The sequence below is a fragment of the Lentzea xerophila genome (genome assembly GCF_051094245.1).
GTDB classification, from domain to species: domain Bacteria; phylum Actinomycetota; class Actinomycetes; order Mycobacteriales; family Pseudonocardiaceae; genus Lentzea; species Lentzea xerophila.
In genome coordinates, this window is sequence record NZ_CP194934.1 from 532622 (window position 1) to 550345 (window position 17724).

General features: G+C 68.2%; 11 protein-coding genes and 1 tRNA gene. 7 read left to right on the plus strand and 5 right to left on the minus strand.

Annotation, left to right across the window (positions count from 1 at the left end):
• Positions 1 to 700: 700 nt before the first annotated feature.
• Positions 701 to 775: transfer RNA gene (locus tag ACRSBM_RS02615), tRNA-Arg, on the minus strand.
• 174 nt (positions 776 to 949) lie between these two features.
• Between ACRSBM_RS02615 and ACRSBM_RS02620 the strand changes: the two genes are divergently transcribed.
• Positions 950 to 1828 carry an alpha/beta fold hydrolase gene (locus ACRSBM_RS02620; protein ID WP_434439318.1) on the plus strand — a complete coding sequence of 293 codons (879 nt, stop codon included), beginning with the start codon at positions 950 to 952 and terminating at the stop codon, positions 1826 to 1828.
• A 97-nt stretch (positions 1829 to 1925) separates the two neighbouring features.
• Positions 1926 to 2834: a cation diffusion facilitator family transporter gene (locus tag ACRSBM_RS02625; RefSeq protein ID WP_434439320.1), complete on the plus strand. Its 909-nt coding sequence runs from the start codon at positions 1926 to 1928 to the stop codon at positions 2832 to 2834.
• A gap of 261 nt (positions 2835 to 3095) precedes the next feature.
• Here ACRSBM_RS02625 and ACRSBM_RS02630 read toward each other — a convergent pair whose 3' ends face one another.
• The 4 genes from ACRSBM_RS02630 to ACRSBM_RS02645 all read right to left on the minus strand — a co-directional run bounded on the left by ACRSBM_RS02630 (position 3096) and on the right by ACRSBM_RS02645 (position 11295).
• Positions 3096 to 7331 carry a GH92 family glycosyl hydrolase gene (locus ACRSBM_RS02630; RefSeq protein WP_434439323.1) on the minus strand — a complete coding sequence of 1412 codons (4236 nt, stop codon included), beginning with the start codon at positions 7329 to 7331 and terminating at the stop codon, positions 3096 to 3098.
• Between the two features lie 459 nt (positions 7332 to 7790).
• Complete coding sequence (locus ACRSBM_RS02635) at positions 7791 to 9665, minus strand: acyl-CoA dehydrogenase family protein (RefSeq protein WP_434439326.1); 1875 nt, start codon at positions 9663 to 9665, stop codon at positions 7791 to 7793.
• A 116-nt stretch (positions 9666 to 9781) separates the two neighbouring features.
• The gene (locus ACRSBM_RS02640; RefSeq protein ID WP_434439329.1) at positions 9782 to 10471 is read right to left on the minus strand and encodes a DUF305 domain-containing protein; all 690 of its coding nucleotides are present in this window, start codon (positions 10469 to 10471) and stop codon (positions 9782 to 9784) included.
• Positions 10471 to 11295 (minus strand): DUF3105 domain-containing protein, encoded by an 825-nt coding sequence (locus ACRSBM_RS02645; RefSeq protein WP_434452937.1) that lies wholly within the window; start codon positions 11293 to 11295, stop codon positions 10471 to 10473. The genes ACRSBM_RS02640 and ACRSBM_RS02645 overlap by 1 nt, the downstream gene beginning before the upstream one ends.
• A 169-nt stretch (positions 11296 to 11464) precedes the next feature.
• Between ACRSBM_RS02645 and argS the strand changes: the two genes are divergently transcribed.
• The 5 genes from argS to thrB are packed head-to-tail and all read left to right on the plus strand — an operon-like array spanning position 11465 to position 17712.
• Positions 11465 to 13093 carry an arginine--tRNA ligase gene (argS, locus tag ACRSBM_RS02650; protein ID WP_434439331.1) on the plus strand — a complete coding sequence of 543 codons (1629 nt, stop codon included), beginning with the start codon at positions 11465 to 11467 and terminating at the stop codon, positions 13091 to 13093.
• Entirely contained in the window at positions 13093 to 14511 is a 1419-nt protein-coding gene (gene lysA, locus ACRSBM_RS02655; RefSeq protein WP_434439333.1) for a diaminopimelate decarboxylase, read from the plus strand. The genes argS and lysA overlap by 1 nt, the downstream gene beginning before the upstream one ends.
• On the plus strand, positions 14508 to 15809 hold the full coding sequence (locus tag ACRSBM_RS02660; RefSeq protein ID WP_434439336.1) for a homoserine dehydrogenase: 1302 nt from the start codon (positions 14508 to 14510) through the stop codon (positions 15807 to 15809). Before lysA ends, ACRSBM_RS02660 begins: the two co-directional genes overlap by 4 nt.
• Positions 15806 to 16861 carry a threonine synthase gene (gene thrC, locus ACRSBM_RS02665; protein ID WP_434439339.1) on the plus strand — a complete coding sequence of 352 codons (1056 nt, stop codon included), beginning with the start codon at positions 15806 to 15808 and terminating at the stop codon, positions 16859 to 16861. Before ACRSBM_RS02660 ends, thrC begins: the two co-directional genes overlap by 4 nt.
• Positions 16858 to 17712 (plus strand): homoserine kinase, encoded by an 855-nt coding sequence (thrB, locus tag ACRSBM_RS02670; protein ID WP_434439341.1) that lies wholly within the window; start codon positions 16858 to 16860, stop codon positions 17710 to 17712. The genes thrC and thrB overlap by 4 nt, the downstream gene beginning before the upstream one ends.
• Positions 17713 to 17724: the final 12 nt, after the last annotated feature.

Consider the following 17724-nt stretch of genomic DNA (forward strand, 5'->3'; position numbering starts at 1 on the left):
ACTCCTGACTCAACGAGAGTTGCCGAGTCGGTGCCGGCAGATGATGCCGCAGGCCAAGCTGAGGAACGCATCGTGGATGTCGTCGTGGATCTCCCAGCCGATCCGCGGCCGACGGACGCCTGAGCACACGGCGGATGGTCGAGGCGGCGATCCGGTGGCTTGGCTTGAGCAGTTCACCCTGGATACGGCGGCAGCCCCAGCCGGTGTTCTCCCGCGCCATCCGCTCGATCAACGCGACAGAGAGGATGTTGTGGCGGAATCGCCTGAGTTGGTCTGACCCTCAACGCAACTGACCGCGGTGACCAGCCAGCCGATGAGGCCACGAGGATCGGATACAGCAGACGCAACGCCACGTTTCACGATCATCCCTGGGGCCGCTCGCCAGAAATCGTTGCTGCTCAGCAGCACAGTGCAGACTTCTGACACCCCGCAGGCTGCCCGAGCCAGTACAGATCTTGGCGTTTCGATGCGAGAACGTATGCCGAGGACTGCGGTTTGAGCGTCATCGCGACGCGCCCGTCGATCTTGTGACTGCTGTCGGAGCAGTACCGGACGTTCACGACCTCACGCGCATTGCGATGCAGCGAGTAGAGCCCCGTAGGAGACCAAGGGGAACAGGACTGACCTGCGGGTTTATGTCCCTCACGATGTCAGCCCCGTTAAGGGAACGGGGCTGACCTGCGGAAACGCTTGATCATTCTGGTGCCCCCGGCAGGATTCGAACCTGCGCTCCCGCCTCCGGAGGGCGGTGCTCTATCCCCTGAGCTACGGGGGCCGCAGCTACGTGGAAGATCCTAGCGCATCCGCGCGACACAATTGCGCACGCACCCCCAGAACGACGTCGGCGCAGGTAGAGGCCTCAAGACGCACCGATGTCCCCCACGAGAGCTACCCACAAGTGTCCACTGCGCGGTGATGATCCAGCCCAGCGGAATCCATAGCGTTTGCGGTGTCAGAGAGCACACAGACGAGCTGGGAGACCCCGATGTTCCGCCACCTCAAGACGTCCGCCGCCATCGCACTGCTCGCCACCGTCGCCTCCGCCGGCGCCGCGATGGCCAAGGGTCAGTCCGACGTGAGGTCGATCGACGTCGACGGCCGGTCGGTGCACGTCTCCTGCTCCGGTGTACAGCAGAAGGGCAAGCCGGTCGTGCTGCTGATGGCGGGCCTCGGTGACGGGCTGGACCGGATGGCGGGGCTGCAGGAGGCGCTGAGCAGCGAGGGGCGGGTGTGCTCCTACGACCGGCTTGGCGCGGGGCTCAGCGACCAGCCGGATGGGCCGCAGACCATGGAGAGCGCCGGTGCGGTGTTGACCAAGGTGATTCGGAACGTCTCCGGCGGCAGGCCGGTCGTGCTGGCCGGGCACTCGCTGGGTGGGCTGATCGCGGCACGTTATGCGCCGGACCACCGGGACAAGGTCAAGGGTGTCGTGCTGATGGACGCCACCTCGCCGACGATGAGCGCCGACCTCGAGCGGGCGATTCCCGAGGGTGCCACCGGGGTCGGGGCCGAGCTGCGGGCGCAGACGCTGGCGGTGTTCCGGGGTGAGAACCCCGAGCGGCTCGTGATCAACGACGGGCCGGTGCGGTTCGCTGGGAACGTTCCCGTCGAGGTCGTCCAGCACGGTCAGCCCTACCTCGCGGCGGTGCCGGAGTACGGGCCCGCTCTGGAGCAGGCGTGGGGGCAGGGGCAGCGTGCGTGGCTCGGGTTGTCCTGCCGTGCCTCGCTCAGCACCGCCGCCGACAGTGGCCACTACATCTACCTCGACCAGCCTGAGGTCGCCGTGCGGGCGGTGCAGCGCGTGGTCGCCAAGGCTTCCCGCAGGTAGCGGTCCGCGCACACCACCCAGCCTTCGACCTGGAGGCTGGGTGGTGTGCGTCTCGGCCCGATTGCACTCATGCGCATGTCGCTATATGTTCCGAGTCATGGGTCACGGCCATGGGCACGGAACGGCGTCGGCGAGCGGTCAGCACGCCGGCAAGCTGTGGGTCGCGTTCGGCATCGGCGCGGTCTTCATGGTGGTGGAGTTCGTCGTCGGGTTCGCCACGTCGTCGCTGGCGCTGATCTCGGATGCCGCGCACATGCTCACCGACGTGCTCGGGGTCGGCATGGCGCTGGCCGCGATCATGGTGGCCAGGAGGGCCAAGGCCGGGAAGAACCGCACGTTCGGCTTCTACCGGGCCGAGGTGCTGGCGGCGCTGGCCAACGCGATCCTTTTGTTCGGGGTCGCGGGTTACGTGATCTACGAGGCGGTTGGCCGGTTCCAGGACCCGCCGCAGGTGCCGGGGTGGCCGGTGCTGATCGCGGCGACGCTGGGGCTCGCGGCCAACCTCGTCAGCTTCGGCGTCCTCAAGGAGGGCGCCAAGGAGAGCATCAACGTCAGGGGCGCCTACCTGGAGGTGCTGGCCGACCTGATCGGGTCGGTGGGCGTGGTCGTCTCCGCGCTGGTCACCATCACCACGGGCTGGAAGTACGCGGACCCGATCATGGGTGTGCTGATCGGCGTGTGGGTGCTGCCGCGGACGTACAGCCTGGCCAAGAACGCGCTGCACATCCTCTTCCAGCACGCGCCGGAGCGGTTGGACGTGACGGAGATGCAACGGAGCCTGGCCCAGATCCCCGGCGTCACGGAGGCGCACGACCTGCACGTGTGGACGCTCACCAGCGGTATGGAGGTGGCTTCGGCGCACCTCACGACCGCGGAGGACGCCGATCACGAGAACGTGCTCACGGCGGCGCAGTCGTTGCTGGCGACCAAGTACCACATCGAGCACGCGACGTTGCAGGTCGAGGGCGGCTCGTCAGCGAAGCGGTGCCGCGAGCTCTCGTGGTGAGGCCGGCAGGTCGCGGATCTCGTCCTTCGTGGACGGCGCGCCGGTTCGTGACGGAATGATCTCCGTCCTCGGTCGTGGCACCGCGATCCGCACCCGGCCTCGCTCGAACGGCACCACAAGAGCCTCCCTGTCACCACGCGCGAACTGCCAAGATCTCATCGGAGTATGTCCGATGGGGATAGATCCTTTCAGGTGAACGGCGAAGGCCGCGTTCCGTGACGGAACGCGGCCTTCGCGATTCGAACCAGCTTCAGTTACGCACTACAGACCAGCGCACTGTCCTGCCTTCGGACCCTTCACCTCGTTCGCGAAGCCGTTGTTCGACGGCGCCGGGTCGTTGCCCGTGCAGGACAACGGTCCGCCGACCGTCGAGAACGCCACGACCGACCTGGTCTTGTTCGACGTCAGTGACACAGGGCCACCGACCGAGGTGTTCTCCACCGCGACCTCGGCAGTAGAACCGTGCACCCTCACCGGACCGCTGACCTTGGTCCCGACCAGCACCACGGAACCCGCGTCAGCCGCCGAGATCGGGCCGTTGACCTCCCCGCCGAAGACGTACAGCGTGGCGCCCTCCGCAACGGTCACGGGACCGCTGATCGTGGCACCGTCCACATAGGTCACGCCCTTGACCTCAAGCGGACCGTCGACCGTGCCCGTCACCGTGGTGGTGGGCGCCGGCAGCGGCTTCGACAGCAGCTCGAACTCGGCCAGCGTCACGTCACCGGAGAACTCCAGCCGGTAGAAGTTGTACCGGCCCGGCGAGGCGATCTTGAACGACCGGGTGTACTGCTGCCACTGGAAGTTCTCACCGGAGCGCTTGTCGACCGTCGCCCAAGTCTTGCCGTCGTAGGAGCCCTTCAGCTCCCACGCCGACGGCGACGTGCCCGTCTTCGCGTTGGTGAGGGTGTAGAACTCCGCCTTCTCCTTGGCGTCCGCCGCCTTGAAGTCGAACGAGCGGACCACCGCGGAGGTCGAGGAGTTGTTGTCGACCAGCGCACCGGCGGAAACGCCCGTGGAGACGTCCCGCAACGGGGTCGGAACCGCGTCGCCCTTGGTGATCGACTCCGGCACGTCGTTCGCTCCCGTGCCCCACTTCGACGGGTTCGGGCCCATGTCGAAGTCGATCGTGCCACCGGCCGCGAGCACGTCGTGCGGCAGCGACGTGCTGTTCCACGCCTTGCCGTTGACCTTCACGCCCTGGACGTAGATGTTCTTCGCGCTGTTCTTCGGCGCGTTGATCACCAGCTTCTTGCCGTTCTCCAGCTTCACGGTCGCCTTGGTGAACAGCGGCGAACCGATCGCGTAGGCCGGCTTGCCCATCTGCAGCGGGTAGAAGCCCAGCGACGAGAACAGGTGCCACGCGGACATCTCGCCGTTGTCCTCGTCACCGGCGTAGCCCTGGCCCTGCTGCGAGCCGACGTACAGGCGCGACAGGATCTCCCGCACCTTCTCCGCCGTCTTCGCGGGCTGACCGGTGTAGTTGTACATGTAGGCGATGTGGTGCGACGGCTGGTTGGAGTGGCCGTACTGGCCCATCCGCACGTCCCGCGCCTCGATCATCTCGTGGATCACGCCGCCGTAGCCGCCGGGGAACTTGGCCGTCTCCGGCAGGGTGAAGAACTCGTCGAGCTTCTGCGCCAGCTTGTCCCGCCCGCCGTACAGGTTCGCGAGACCCTGCCCGTCGTGCGGCACCGTGAACGCCATGTTCCAGCCGTTCGTCTCGGTGTAGTCGTAGCGCCATTCCTGCGGGTTGTACTTCGCCGGGTCCTCGACGCGCCACGAACCGTCGACGTTGCGGCCCTGGAAGAAGTCGATCCGCTCGTCGAACGTCAGCACGTAGTTCTGGGCGCGGTTGAGGTAGTACTCGTACTCCTCGGCGTACCGCTTCTCGCCCGTCCTCTCGTGCAGCGACTTCGCCATCGACGCGATGCCGAAGTCGTTGAGGTAGCCCTCGATCGCCCACGACCACGCCTCGTGCAGCTGGTCGTGCCCGGTCCAGCCGAGGAAGATCGACCGGTCCATGCCCTTGCGGCCGACCGCGCTGTTCGGCGGCACCACCGCGGCGTTCTTCACCGCGGCGTCGTAGGCGGCCTTGATGTCGAAGTTCTCGACGCCCTTCAGGTACGCGTCCGCGAACGCCACGTCGGAGCTCGTGCCGGTCATCAGGTCCGCGTAGCCGGGCGAGGACCAGCGGGAGATCCAGCCGCCGTCCTTGTACTGCTGGACGAAGCCCTCGGCCATCTCGCCCGCCTTGGCCGGGGTGAAGAAGCTGTAGGCGGGCCAGGTCGTGCGGTAGGTGTCCCAGAACCCGTTGTTGACGTAGATCTTGCCGTCGACGATCTTCGCACCGGTCCGCGTGGGCGTGTTCGGCCCGGTCGCGGGTGACACCGGGGACGCGTACTGGAACTTGTCGCCGACCTTCTCGAAGCCCGAGTTCGGGTAGAGGTAGAGCCGGTACATGTTGGAGTACATCGTGATCAGCTGGTCCTCGGACGCGCCCTCGACCGAGATGATGCCGAGCACCTTGTCCCACTCGGCCTGCGCGCGGTCACGCACCGAGTCGAACGTGTCGGAGCCGCTGATCTCCTGCTCCAGGTTCGACTTCGCCTGGTCGACGGAGATCAGCGAGGTGGCGATCCGCAGCTCGACGGACTTGTCCGCGAACGAGAAGTAGCCGCCGACGTTGTCCCGACCGGCCCCGGAGAGCCTGCCGCTCGCCGTCACCGGCTTGTCGACCTTGCCGTAGACGAACATGCGGGTCGTGCCGGCCGATCCGGCGCGCACGTCGGAGTAGCCGGTGACGACGCCGCTGGCCGCGTCCAGCGTGAGACCACCGTCGTTGTTCACGTTGTCGAAGACGAGGTTCTTCTGCGCCCCGTCGTTGAACGTGAACCGGAACACCGCCGCGTGGTCCGTCGGCGCGATCTCGGTCTTGATGCCGTTCTCGAACGTCACGCCGTAGTAGTGCGCCTTCGCGACCTCGTTGTCGTGCTTGAACGGCATCGCCCGCAGCGCGCGGTCCTGCGTCGCCGCCTTGTCGGACGGCATCACCTGGAACGTCTGCCGGTCACCCATCCACGGGCTCGGCTCGTGCGAGGCCGTGAACGCCTGCAGCGTCGGCAGGTTCTGGTCGTTGTTGCGCTGCTGGTACTCGTAGAGCCAGCTGGTGGAGCCCGCGTTCGTCATCGGGGTCCAGAAGTTGAAGCCGTGCGGCACCGCGGTCGCCGGGAAGTTGTTGCCCCGCGAGAACGAGCCGTTCGAGTTCGTGCCGCGCGTGGTCAGCACGTAGTCCGACGGCTTGGCGTACTGCTTGCGCACCGGGTCGTCGACGATCGAGACGTCGTCGAGCCAGCCGCCGAACTCCGTCGGCCCCTTCGGACCGTCGTAGGCGACCAGGATCCGCTTGATCGTCTTGCCGGCCGCGACAGCGCCGATCGTGGACGCGACCTTGTTCCACTGGTTGGCGTACAGGAACTTACCCGCACCCTGACCCTGCGGCGACAGCACCGCGCCGTGCTGGTCCACCGCCTTGAGGTCGCTCAGGTAGGTGCCGTCGGAGAACGCCAGGTCGACCGACGCGTACGTGCTCGGGTAGCCGAGGTTGTCGGTGACGAAGTTCGGGAAGATCATGTACGACAGCTCGGTCGACGGCTTCACCGCGATGTCGACGTCGAAGACCTTGTTGTAGCTGTAGCCACGGCCTTCCGCGGTGTGCCTGCCCTGGTAGCGGAACGCCCGCACGCCGGTCCAGCCCACCCGCGCCTTCGCCGTGTAGCCCCCGGTCGGGCCGTTGCCGACGACGCTGCGCATGTTCGGCGGCGCCGGTGCGTTGCTGCCGTCGGAGAGCTGCACCTCGGCGAGCTGGATGATGTTCGGCGAGCCGTTGTTGCGGGTGATGTCGAGCTTGTAGTGCGTGTACGCGGCGGGGTTCGCCACGTCGAATTCCCTGGTCTGGAACGGCTCGTCGGTGAACGACACGTCGGTGCGGGTGTCGATCACGGTCCAGTCCGTGCCGTTGGTCGAACCCTGGAGCGTCCAGTCCCTCGGGTTGCGCTCCGGCGCGTCGTTCGCCGACGTGAGGGCGTACTTCTTGATCGTCTGCGTGTCGCCGAACCGGAACGACGCCCATCCGGTGTTCGTGAAGACCAGCCACTTGGTGTTGACGCTGCCGTCGACGAGGTTCTCCTTCACCTCGTTCGAGTCCGCGAACTCACCGTTGGCCTTCACCTCCAGCACCTTGTCGGAGACGTTGCCGGGAATGCCCGCGCCGTCCGAGCCGACCACCCCCGCCGACTTCGGCTGGCCCGCCGCGTCGGTCTCGACGGTGTTGGCCCAGTCGGGTTGCGTTTGACCGTCCTCAAAGGACGACGAAAAGCCCACGCCTTGCTCCTCTGGTGCCGCGGCCGCGTGGCCGGTGGTGACGCCGCACACCAGTGTCGCAGTGATCGCAACGCTCAACAGAGTTCTGGTTCGTCTCTTCCCCAGTTGCCTCATTGCAACCCTTCCGCCGCCTTGCCTGCCCCATCTGCGAGGGAGCGTTTCTGCACCTGACATCGTTGTCAAGGAACCCGCCGGAAATTGTCGCGCAACCTGTCTCCTCAACAGTTACGCGACTCCGAGCGGTCAAGATCAAGACTTGGCGGACGGCCGGCCGCAAGCCGCCAGAGGTGGTACATCGGCGGTCGCGCGCGGGCGAACCGGCATGGCGAATTGGTCTACGAAGTTACTCTCTGGGAGTAGTTGATCGGCTCTCACCTGGTGATTCACTCAATTGTCGTAACTGTTAACAGCGTTATGTGGCTTAGCGTTACGGAACCTCCACCTGGAGGGGTTGTGTCCTTCCGTTGCAAGGGGAGCCGGTAGGGGGATGCGGGGGACGTAGCCCCCTACCGGCCGTGCACTGGGCAGGTGCCGCGCCCGCACCACCATCAGCCTGCCCAGTGCAGCAACGGGCTATCGCGGTGTCGGCCGGTGGACGTTCGTCGCGGTCGACTCGTGATGCGTCGAGTCCGCGATCCACCGACCAGGGATGGACGCGTCGACCACGCCGTCCTCCAGCCATGTGTAGTTGCCGTCGAGAACCTGCTTGGCCAGCACCAGGTCGCTGTCGTCGGTGTTCGTCCACAGCTTCTCGAACAGCTCGTCCACCCGGATCCGCGCCTGCCTGGCGAACGCGTCGGCCAGCTGCCGCGCGTTGGGGTTCTTGTCCTGTGCGGCCCGCACGCACGTGGCGCTGATCGCGAACAGCTCGGCCCCGATGTCCACGATCCGGCTCAGGAACCGCTGCTTGCGCTCCATCTTCCCCTGCCACCGCGACATGGCGTAGAACGTCTGCCGCGCCAGCTTGCGCGCCGACCGTTCGACGAACCGCAGGTGCTTCGCGAGCGGCCCGAACTCCGTGTAGCCCGCCGGGGTCTGGCCCTTGCCGACGACGAGCGTGGGCAGCCACTTGGCGTAGAACCCGCCGGCCTTGGCCGCCGCCTTCACCTTCGCCTGGCGGTCGGCGTCCGGGTCGATGATGTCGCCCGCCACGGAGAGGTGGGCGTCGACGGCCTCGCGGGCGATCAGCAGGTGCATGATCTCGGTGGAGCCCTCGAAGATGCGGTTGATGCGGAGGTCGCGCAGGACCTGCTCGGCCGCGATGCCGCGTTCTCCGCGCGCCGCTTGGCTTTCCGCGGTCTCGTAGCCACGGCCGCCACGGATCTGGACCAGCTCGTCGGCCACCAGCCAGGCCTTCTCGGACGCGTACAGCTTGGCCAGCGCGGCCTCGATCCGGATGTCGTGGCTGCCCGCGTCCGCCAGTTCGGAACTGAGGTCCAGCACGGCTTCCAACGCGTAGGCCGTCGCGGCGATATAGGCGATCTTGCCCGCGATGGCCTCGTGTTTGCCGACCGGGAGACCCCACTGGACGCGTTCGCCGGACCACTCGCGGGCGATCTTGAGGCACCACTTCGCCGACCCGGCGCAGAGGGCGGGAAGGCTCAGCCGGCCGGTGTTCAGGGTGGCGAGGGCGATCTTGAGACCGGCGCCTTCCTTGCCGATCACGTTCTTCTTCGGCACTCGGACCTTGTGGAACCTGGTCACGCCGTTCTCCAGGCCCCGGAGGCCCATGAAGGCGTTGCGGTTCTCGACGGTGATGCCCTCGGCGCCGGCTTCGACGACGAACGCCGTGATGCCTTTGCCCGGCACCTGGGCCATGACGACCAGGAGGTCGGCCACTACGCCGTTGGTGGTCCAGAGTTTCACACCGTCGAGGAGGTAGTCGTCACCGTCCGGGGTGGCGATCGTGCCGAGCCGCGCCGGGTCACTGCCCACGTCCGGTTCGGTGAGGAGGAACGCGGTGATCTCGCCCTTGGCGCAGCGCGGCAGGAACTCCTGCTTCTGCTCCGGGCTGCCGAACATCGCGATCGGCTGCGGCACGCCGATGGACTGGTGCGCCGAGAGCATGGCGCCGATCGCGGGGCTGGCCGAGCCGACCAGCATGAGGGCGCGGTTGTAGTAGACCTGCGTCAGGCCGATGCCGCCGTACTCGGGCTTGATCTTCATGCCGAACGCGCCCAGGTCCTTGAGGCCCTTCAGGACGTCGTCGGGGATCTGGGCGTCCCGTTCGATGACCGTGTTGTCGATCGTCGACTCGGTGAACTCGCGGAGCTTCGCGAGGAACGCTTCGCCGCGCTCCCGGTCCTCGGCGCCGCCGCTCGGGTGCGGATGGATCAGGTCGACGCGGAAGTGACCGAGGAAGAGCTCCTTGCCGAAGCTCGGTCGCTGCCAGCGGGTTTCGCGTGCTTGTTCGGCGACCTGCCTGGCCGCGCGCTCGTCGACGGTCATGGTTACCTCCGAGTAGGGGTGTGACCTACGTTACTCAGGGGTAGGCGGTTGTCCATGACCTGAACAAGCGAAAAGGCCGCCCGCGCAGCGGACGGCCTCGCGACGGACGGAACCGGCTACGGCAGCGGGGCGGCTCCGCGCTTGGCCAGGTAGTCCTTCATCAGTTCGGTCTCCGCGGACTGCGACTTCAGCATGTTGTCCGAGAGCGTGCGGACCACGGACTGGCCAGCGGCGGTCGAGGCGTACTCGGCCATCGGTGCGCCGCCCACGTGGTGGCGGAGCATCAGCTGGAGCCAGTACACGTCGAAGTCGCGGCCGGCCGTGACCGTGCGGAGCTTGGTCAGCTCGTCGGTCGTGGCCATGCCGGGCATGATCGGCTTGCCGGCTTCGGGGGTGGTGGCGCCGTGGCCGTGGACGCCCGCGGCGTCCATCCACTTCATGTAGACGCCGGAGAGGTTCTGCTCGTGCTCGTTCCACATCATCAGCCAGCCCTTCATCCGCCCCACCTGTTCGAGCTGGGTGGAGGAGATGTCGAACGCGAGCTGGCGGATCTCCGGGTCCGTGGAGCGGTCCCTGGCGATGTTGGCCATCTGGATGCCCTGCAGGTGATGCATGGACATGTCCTGGCAGAAGCCGACGTCCACGGAACCGGAGGCCGGCGCCGCGGCGGTCGAGGTCGAACCGGGGAGCTTCACCAGCAGGCCGACCGCCGCGCCCAGCAGGAGGACCGCGAGCACGGCGGCGCTGATCACGAGAGTCCGAGCGACCCCTGAGGGCCGCTCGGACAGGGTCTCGTCAGAGGTCATCAGCTCGACGGCGGCGTCGAGGCGGAGCCCGACGCGGGCGGCATGCTGGTCTGCGGCTGGCCCTCGGTCACGGAGTCGTCCTTGCCGCCGTCCATCGGCACGGCGTCGGCGCCCGGCTTCTCGGCCACGAACGGGGCCGGGTTGGCGAGGAACTGCGAGTTCTCGCAGGACGCGCCGACCTCGGGGTAGGCGTTCGGGTTGCGCAGCAGCGAGGAGATGAACTGGTCGACGCGCTCGTCGTCGACGTTGTCCAGCTTCAGCTGGTGGCCCCAGGACTGCAGCGAGAACGGCTTGTCGAGGCCGGGGAACGGCGACAGCATCATGTACGGGATGCCCTCGACCTTGGCCTTGAGCTTGTTCAGCGCGTCGTCCTTGACCTGGTCCGGGTTGTACGTGATCCAGACGGAGCCGTGCTCCAGGCCGTGGACCGCGTTCTCCGTGCGGATCGCCTGGTCGTAGACGACGCCGGTGCAGTCGGCCCACTGGGCGTCGTGCGGGCCGCCGAAGGCCGGGGTCTGGTCGTACGCGACCCGCTGGGTCGGCTCGACGTGGCGGGAGCCCTTGTACTCCTTGATCACGATGCCCGCGAGCTGCGTCGACGGGTCCTTGTTCTCGTCAGAGGGCTTCCACTTGGCCAGGGCGGCCTCTTTGACGTTGTTCGCGTGGATCTGCGAGTACGCATATCCGAAAACACCGCCCGCGAGGCCCAGCACGGCGATCACCGCGATGATCGTGCCCCACGGCTTCGGCTTGCTCGCCACCACCGAGGAACGGGCCGCGGCCACGCTGTTGCGCGTGGCCTTCGTCTTCTTGCCGCTGGTCATGTCCGCCTCAGATGTCGTCCTGGTCAACCGGCGCCAGTGTAGGGACTCCGTGTCGGATCACTGTCAGCGCAGGGCGATACCACGTGCGCGTTAACACTTGCCGTCTCACCCTCCGAGACCCGGTAACCCGGTCGAGACCTGCGACAACGCTTCTCTAAACTCTTCTGTCGTGACCCCTGAAGCGCTCGCCGATCTCGTCCGGTCCACGGTTGCCCAGTTGCTGGCGGACCGCGGCCTGGACGTCACCGCTGCACCCGAGCAGGTGACGGTCGAGCGACCCAGGAACCCCGAGCACGGCGACTACGCCACGAACATCGCGCTCCAGCTCGCGAGGAAGGTCGGCGCCCAGCCCCGTGAGCTCGCGACGTGGCTCGCCGAGGCCCTGCTGGGCCAGGCCGCCATCGCGAAGGCCGACGTGGCCGGTCCCGGTTTCCTCAACCTCACCATCGCCACCGAGGCCCAGGGAGCGATCGTCCGCGCGGCACTGGCGGACGGCTACGGCACGGGCGCCGAGCTCGAGGGCAGGCGGATCAATCTGGAGTTCGTCTCCGCGAACCCGACCGGCCCGATCCACCTCGGTGGCGCGCGCTGGGCGGCTGTCGGTGACGCGCTCGGCAAGGTCCTCCGGGCCCGTGGTGCCGAGGTCACCCGCGAGTACTACTTCAACGACGCCGGCGCGCAGATCGACAGGTTCGTCCGGTCTCTGATCGCCGCCGCGAAGGGCGAGCCTGCCCCCGAGGACGGCTACGCGGGCACGTACGTCAGCGACATCGCCGCCGAGGTCCTGCGGCGCGAACCGGGAGCGCTCGGCGACCCCGAGCTGGTCCGCCAGGTCGGCGTCGGGCTGATGTTCGAGGAGATCAAGCGCAGCCTGCACGAGTTCGGCACCGACTTCGACGTCTACTTCCACGAGGACTCGCTGCACCAGAGCGGCCGGGTGGACGAGGCGGTCGCCAAGCTCAAGGCGAACGGGTCGCTCTACTCCAAGGACGGCGCCTGGTGGCTGCGGTCCACGGACTTCGGTGACGACAAGGACCGGGTCGTCATCAAGAGCGACGGCAACCCGGCCTACATCGCGGGCGACATCGCGTACCTCGTCGACAAGCGCGGCCGCGGCTTCGACCTGTGCATCTACATGCTCGGCGCGGACCATCACGGCTACATCGCGCGCCTCAAGGCCGCGGCGGCCGCCCTGGGCGACGACCCGGACAGCGTCGAGGTGCTGATCGGCCAGCTCGTGAACCTCGTCAGCGAGGGCCAGCCGGTCCGGATGAGCAAACGCGCGGGCACCGTCATCACGATGGAGGATTTGGTCGACGCGGTGGGCGTGGACGCCGCGCGCTACGCCATGATCCGCTCCAGCGTCGACTCCGGGCTCGACATCGACCTCGACCTGCTGCGCAAGCACAGCAACGAGAACCCGGTCTACTACGTGCAGTACGCCCACGCGCGCACGTCGTCGATCCTGCGCAACGCCGCTGATCTCGGCATCACCCCGGGTGAGGACTTCGCGCTGCTCACCCACGAGCGCGAGGGCGACCTCATCCGCACCATCGGCGAGTTCCCGCGAGTGGTGGCCACCGCCGCCGAGCTGCGTGAACCGCACCGCGTCGCTCGCTACCTCGAAGAGCTCGCGGGCACGTACCACCGCTTCCAGCAGGACTGCCGCGTCCTTCCGCGCGGCGATGAGGAGACGACTCCGTTGCACCAGGTCAGGCTTCAGCTCGTCAACGCGACCAGGCGCGTGTTCGCCGCAGGCCTCGGTCTGCTCGGCGTGACCGCCCCGGAGCGCATGTGATGCGCGCGCATCCGGCCGGACCCCGGCACGCCGACGTCATGGCATTCGGCACCACCGCCGGCGACCGCCCCTCCACCGCCGACCAGCTCGACTACCTTCACCCGAACGTGTGGCCGCGCAACGCTTCCAGGAACGCTTCGGGCGTCGTGGAGCTGGCCGGCGTGGACGTGCGCGGGCTCGCCGAGCAGTACGGCACCCCGTTGTTCGTCATGGACGAGCAGGACTTCCGCGCGCGCTGCCGTGAGCACGCCGAGGCGTTCGGCGACCCGACGCTCGTGCACTACGCGTCCAAGGCGTTCCTGAGCGTGCAGGTCGCGAAGTGGGTGGCCGAAGAAGGCCTCTCGATCGACGTCTGCAGCGGTGGCGAGCTGGCGATCGCACTGCGGGCGGACTTCCCGGCCGAGCGCATCGCGTTGCACGGCAACAACAAGAGCGTCCCCGAACTGATCGCGGCCGTCGAGGCCGGCGTCGGCGGGATCGTGCTCGACTCGTACCACGAGATCGCGCGCCTCGACCAGATCGCGCGCGACCGCGGTGTGGTGCAGCCGGTGCTGATCCGCGTGACGGTCGGCGTCGAGGCGCACACGCACGAGTTCATCGCGACCGCGCACGAGGACCAGAAGTTCGGTTTCTCGCTGTCGTCGGGCGACGCCGCCGAGGCGGTGCGCCGCGTGCTGAAGGCCAGTGGTCTCGAGCTCGTCGGCCTGCACAGCCACATCGGCTCGCAGATCTTCGACGCGTCCGGCTTCGAGGTCGCCGCGCGCCGCGTGATCGGGCTGCTCGCCGAGATCCGCGAGGAGCACGGTGAGGTCCCGTCGCTGAACGTCGTCGACCTCGGCGGCGGTCTCGGCATCGCCTACACGCCGGACGACGACCCGCCTCCGCCCGCCGAGCTCGCGCGGCAGCTGCACAACATCGTGCAGAAGGAGTGCGAGCACAACGGCTTGAGCATGCCTCGCATCGCGGTCGAGCCCGGCCGCGCGATCGTCGGCCCCGGCACCGTCACCGTGTACGAGGTCGGCACGATCAAGGACATCGAGCTCGACGGTGGCGCGCGGCGCCGGTACGTCAGCGTCGACGGCGGCATGAGCGACAACATCCGCACTGCTCTGTACGACGCGGTCTACGACTGCAAGCTCGTCTCGCGTGCCGCCGAGCCCGAGTCGCGGGCCGTGCTGTGCCGCGTCGTCGGCAAGCACTGCGAGTCCGGTGACATCGTGGTTCGTGACTGCTGGCTGCCCGACGACCTCGCGCCGGGGGACCTGGTTGCGATCGCTGCCACAGGGGCCTACTGCTACTCGATGGCGAGCGGGTACAACCGACTTCCACGGCCCGCGCTCGCCGCGGTGACCGACGGAGAGGCGCGGCTGCTGCTGCGTCGCGAGACCGAGGACGACTTGTTCCGTCTGGAGGTATGAAAGCCGTGAAACCGATTCGGGTCGCCTTGCTGGGTTGCGGCACGGTGGGCACGGAGGTAGTCCGGCTGCTGACGGACCAGGCCGAGGACCTCACCCAGCGCATCGGCGCGCCGGTTGAGCTCGCCGGCATCGCCGTGCGCAGGCCGAACAAACACCGTGAAGTACCGGAGCACCTGCTCACCACGGACGCCGCGGCGCTCGTGAAGTCGGACGACGTGGACGTCATCGTCGAGGTCATCGGCGGCATCGACCCGACGCGCGGACTGTTGCTGGAGGCGTTGCGCAACGGCAAGTCCGTTGTGACGGCGAACAAGGCGCTGCTGGCCGAGCACGGTCCCGACCTCTTCGAGGCCGCCGACGCGTCCGGGGCCGACCTCTACTTCGAGGCCGCCGTCGCCGGCGCGATCCCGTTGTTGCGCCCGTTGCGGGAATCCCTTGCGGGAGACCGGATCACGCGCGTCATGGGCATCGTCAACGGCACGACGAACTTCATCCTCTCCGCGATGGACGCCACGGGTGCCGGCTACGCCGAGACGCTCGAGGAAGCCTCGCGGCTCGGTTACGCCGAGGCCGACCCGACCGCCGACGTCGACGGGTTCGACGCCGCGTCGAAGGCCGCAATCCTTGCGTCCCTTGCGTTCCACACCCGCGTGACGGCGTCGGACGTGTACCGCGAGGGCATCCGCGCGGTGTCCGCGGCGGACATCGCGGCCGCCAAGGGCCTCGGCCGCACGGTCAAGCTGCTCGCGATCTGCGAGCGCGTGACCAGTCCGTCCGGCCAGGAGTCAGTCGCCGTTCGAGTGCACCCGGCCATGATCCCCAGGACGCATCCGCTGGCGAGCGTCAACGGTGCGTTCAACGCGGTGTTCGTCGAGGCCGACGCGGCGGGGGAGATGATGTTCTACGGGCAGGGTGCCGGTGGCGCCCCCACGGCGAGCGCGGTCGTCGGCGACCTGGTCGCCGTGGCGCGCAACATGGTCGCGAGCGGACGCGGCCCGCGCGAGTCGGCCTACGCCGCGCTGGTCCCGCAGCCCATGGGGAACACGCCCACCCGCTACCACATCAGCCTCGACGTGGCGGACAAGGCCGGTGTCCTCTCGCAGGTCGCCGCGGTGTTCGCCGAGCACGACGTGAGCATCGCCGCGGTGCGCCAGGAAGGCCGCATCGAGGACGCCAGCCTGGTGATCGTCACGCACGCGGCGACCGACGCCGCACTGCGGTCCACTGTGGACAAGATCGGCGGTCTCCCCGTGGTGCGGGAGGTCGTGAGCGTGATGAGGGTGGAGGGCGAGGAATGAGCGGCGCTGCGAGAGCTGGCTGGCCCGGTCTCATCAACGCGTACCGGGACCGCATCGAGATCCCCGAGGGCGCCGAGGTCGTGACGCTGCACGAGGGCGGCACGCCCCTGGTGCACGCCAAGCGCCTGTCCGCGGCCACCGGGTCCGACGTGTGGGTCAAGGTCGAGGGCGCGAACCCCACGGGCTCGTTCAAGGACCGCGGCATGACCGTCGCGATGACGTACGCGCTCGCCTCCGGCCTCAAGGCTGTGATCTGCGCCTCCACCGGCAACACGTCGGCGTCCGCGGCCGCCTACGCGGCCAAGGCCGGTCTGACGGCGGCCGTGCTGGTGCCCAGCGGCAAGATCGCGATGGGCAAGCTCGCCCAGGCCGTGATGCACGGCGCGAAGATCCTGCAGATCGACGGCAACTTCGACGACTGCCTGGAGCTCGCGTCCAAGACCGCCGCCGAGTACCCGGTCACACTGGTGAACTCGGTCAACCCGGTACGCCTGGTGGGTCAGCAGACCGCCGCGTGGGAGGTCGCCGACGTGCTCGGGCAGGCGCCGGACGTGCACTGCCTGCCGGTCGGCAACGCGGGCAACATCACCGCGTACTGGAAGGGTTACACGTCGTACGACAAGGGCCTGCCCCGCATGTTCGGGTTCCAGGCCGCCGGCGCCGCGCCGCTGGTCAGCGGCGTGCCGGTGGCGAACCCGGAGACCATCGCGACCGCGATCCGGATCGGTTCGCCGGCGTCGTGGGCGGGCGCGATCAAGGCACGCGACGAGTCGGGCGGCCTGATCGACGCCGTCACCGACGAGCAGATCCTGGCCGCGTACCGGCTGCTCGCGTCGTCCGAGGGCATCTTCGTGGAGCCCGCGTCGGCCGCGTCCATCGCCGGTCTGCTGATGACCGCCGAGGACGGCAGGCTGCCCAAGGACTCGACGGTTGTGTGCACCGTCACTGGTCACGGTTTGAAGGACCCGGACACCGCGTTGCTCGGCATCACCGAGGTCGAGCCCGTCCCGGTCGACCCCGGCGCCGTCGCGCACGCGCTGGAGCTGGCGTGAGGTTCCTCGTCTCGGTCCCCGCGTCGACCGCGAACCTCGGTTCGGGGTTCGACGCGCTGGGCATGGCGCTCGGCATGTACGACGACGTGGAGGTGGCCGGCGGCGAGGGCGTCGACGGCCTCTCGATCACCGTGGACGGTGCCGGAGCAGGCGATGTCCCGCTCGACGAGACCCATCTCGTCGTGCGGGCCATCCGCGCCACCGGCTACTCCGGTGGACTGGCCCTGAGGTGCCGCAACGCCATCCCGCACGCACGCGGGCTGGGCTCGTCGGCCGCCGCGATCGTGGCGGGCGTCGTAGCCGGGTTCACCCTGTTGGGTCGCGAGTTGGACACGGACGCATTGCAAATCGCCGCCGAGTTCGAGGGGCACGCGGACAACGCCGCCGCTTCTCTGTACGGCGGGGTCGTCGTCGCGTGGTCGGAGGGAGAGCGTTACCGCGCTGTCCGGATGGACGCCGACGCACGGGTGCGCCCGGTCGTCCTGATCCCGTCGCAGGAGTCGTCCACCAAGACGACGCGCGGCCTGCTTCCGGCCGAAGTGCCGCACGCGGACGCCGCGCACGCCGCGGGCCGGTCGGCCCTCACGGTGCACGCGCTGACGTCGGATCCGACGGTTCTCCTTGCCGCGACTGAGGATCGCCTCCACCAGAACTACCGCGAGCCCGCGTGGCCCGACACCGTTCGGGTGATCAACGATCTTCGCAAGCTCGGAGTTCCCGCCTGCGTGTCCGGAGCGGGACCCACCGTGATCGCCTTCGGCGACCTTCCGGCCGAGGTCGACACGCACGGCTTCGACGTGCGGAGACTCGACGTCGACGCCGCCGGCGTGCGCGTTCGTCCATTGGACTGACACGCCCGACCC

Coding starts and splice junctions, on each gene's coding strand:
- ACRSBM_RS02640 (WP_434439329.1), bottom strand. CDS start 10,471: ATGACCTCTGACGAGACCCTGTCCGAGCGGCCCTCAGGGGTCGCTCGG.
- ACRSBM_RS02660 (WP_434439336.1), top strand. CDS start 14,508: ATGAAAGCCGTGAAACCGATTCGGGTCGCCTTGCTGGGTTGCGGCACG.
- ACRSBM_RS02635 (WP_434439326.1), bottom strand. CDS start 9,665: ATGACCGTCGACGAGCGCGCGGCCAGGCAGGTCGCCGAACAAGCACGC.
- thrC (WP_434439339.1), top strand. CDS start 15,806: ATGAGCGGCGCTGCGAGAGCTGGCTGGCCCGGTCTCATCAACGCGTAC.
- lysA (WP_434439333.1), top strand. CDS start 13,093: ATGCGCGCGCATCCGGCCGGACCCCGGCACGCCGACGTCATGGCATTC.
- ACRSBM_RS02625 (WP_434439320.1), top strand. CDS start 1,926: ATGGGTCACGGCCATGGGCACGGAACGGCGTCGGCGAGCGGTCAGCAC.
- ACRSBM_RS02645 (WP_434452937.1), bottom strand. CDS start 11,295: ATGACCAGCGGCAAGAAGACGAAGGCCACGCGCAACAGCGTGGCCGCG.
- ACRSBM_RS02630 (WP_434439323.1), bottom strand. CDS start 7,331: ATGAGGCAACTGGGGAAGAGACGAACCAGAACTCTGTTGAGCGTTGCG.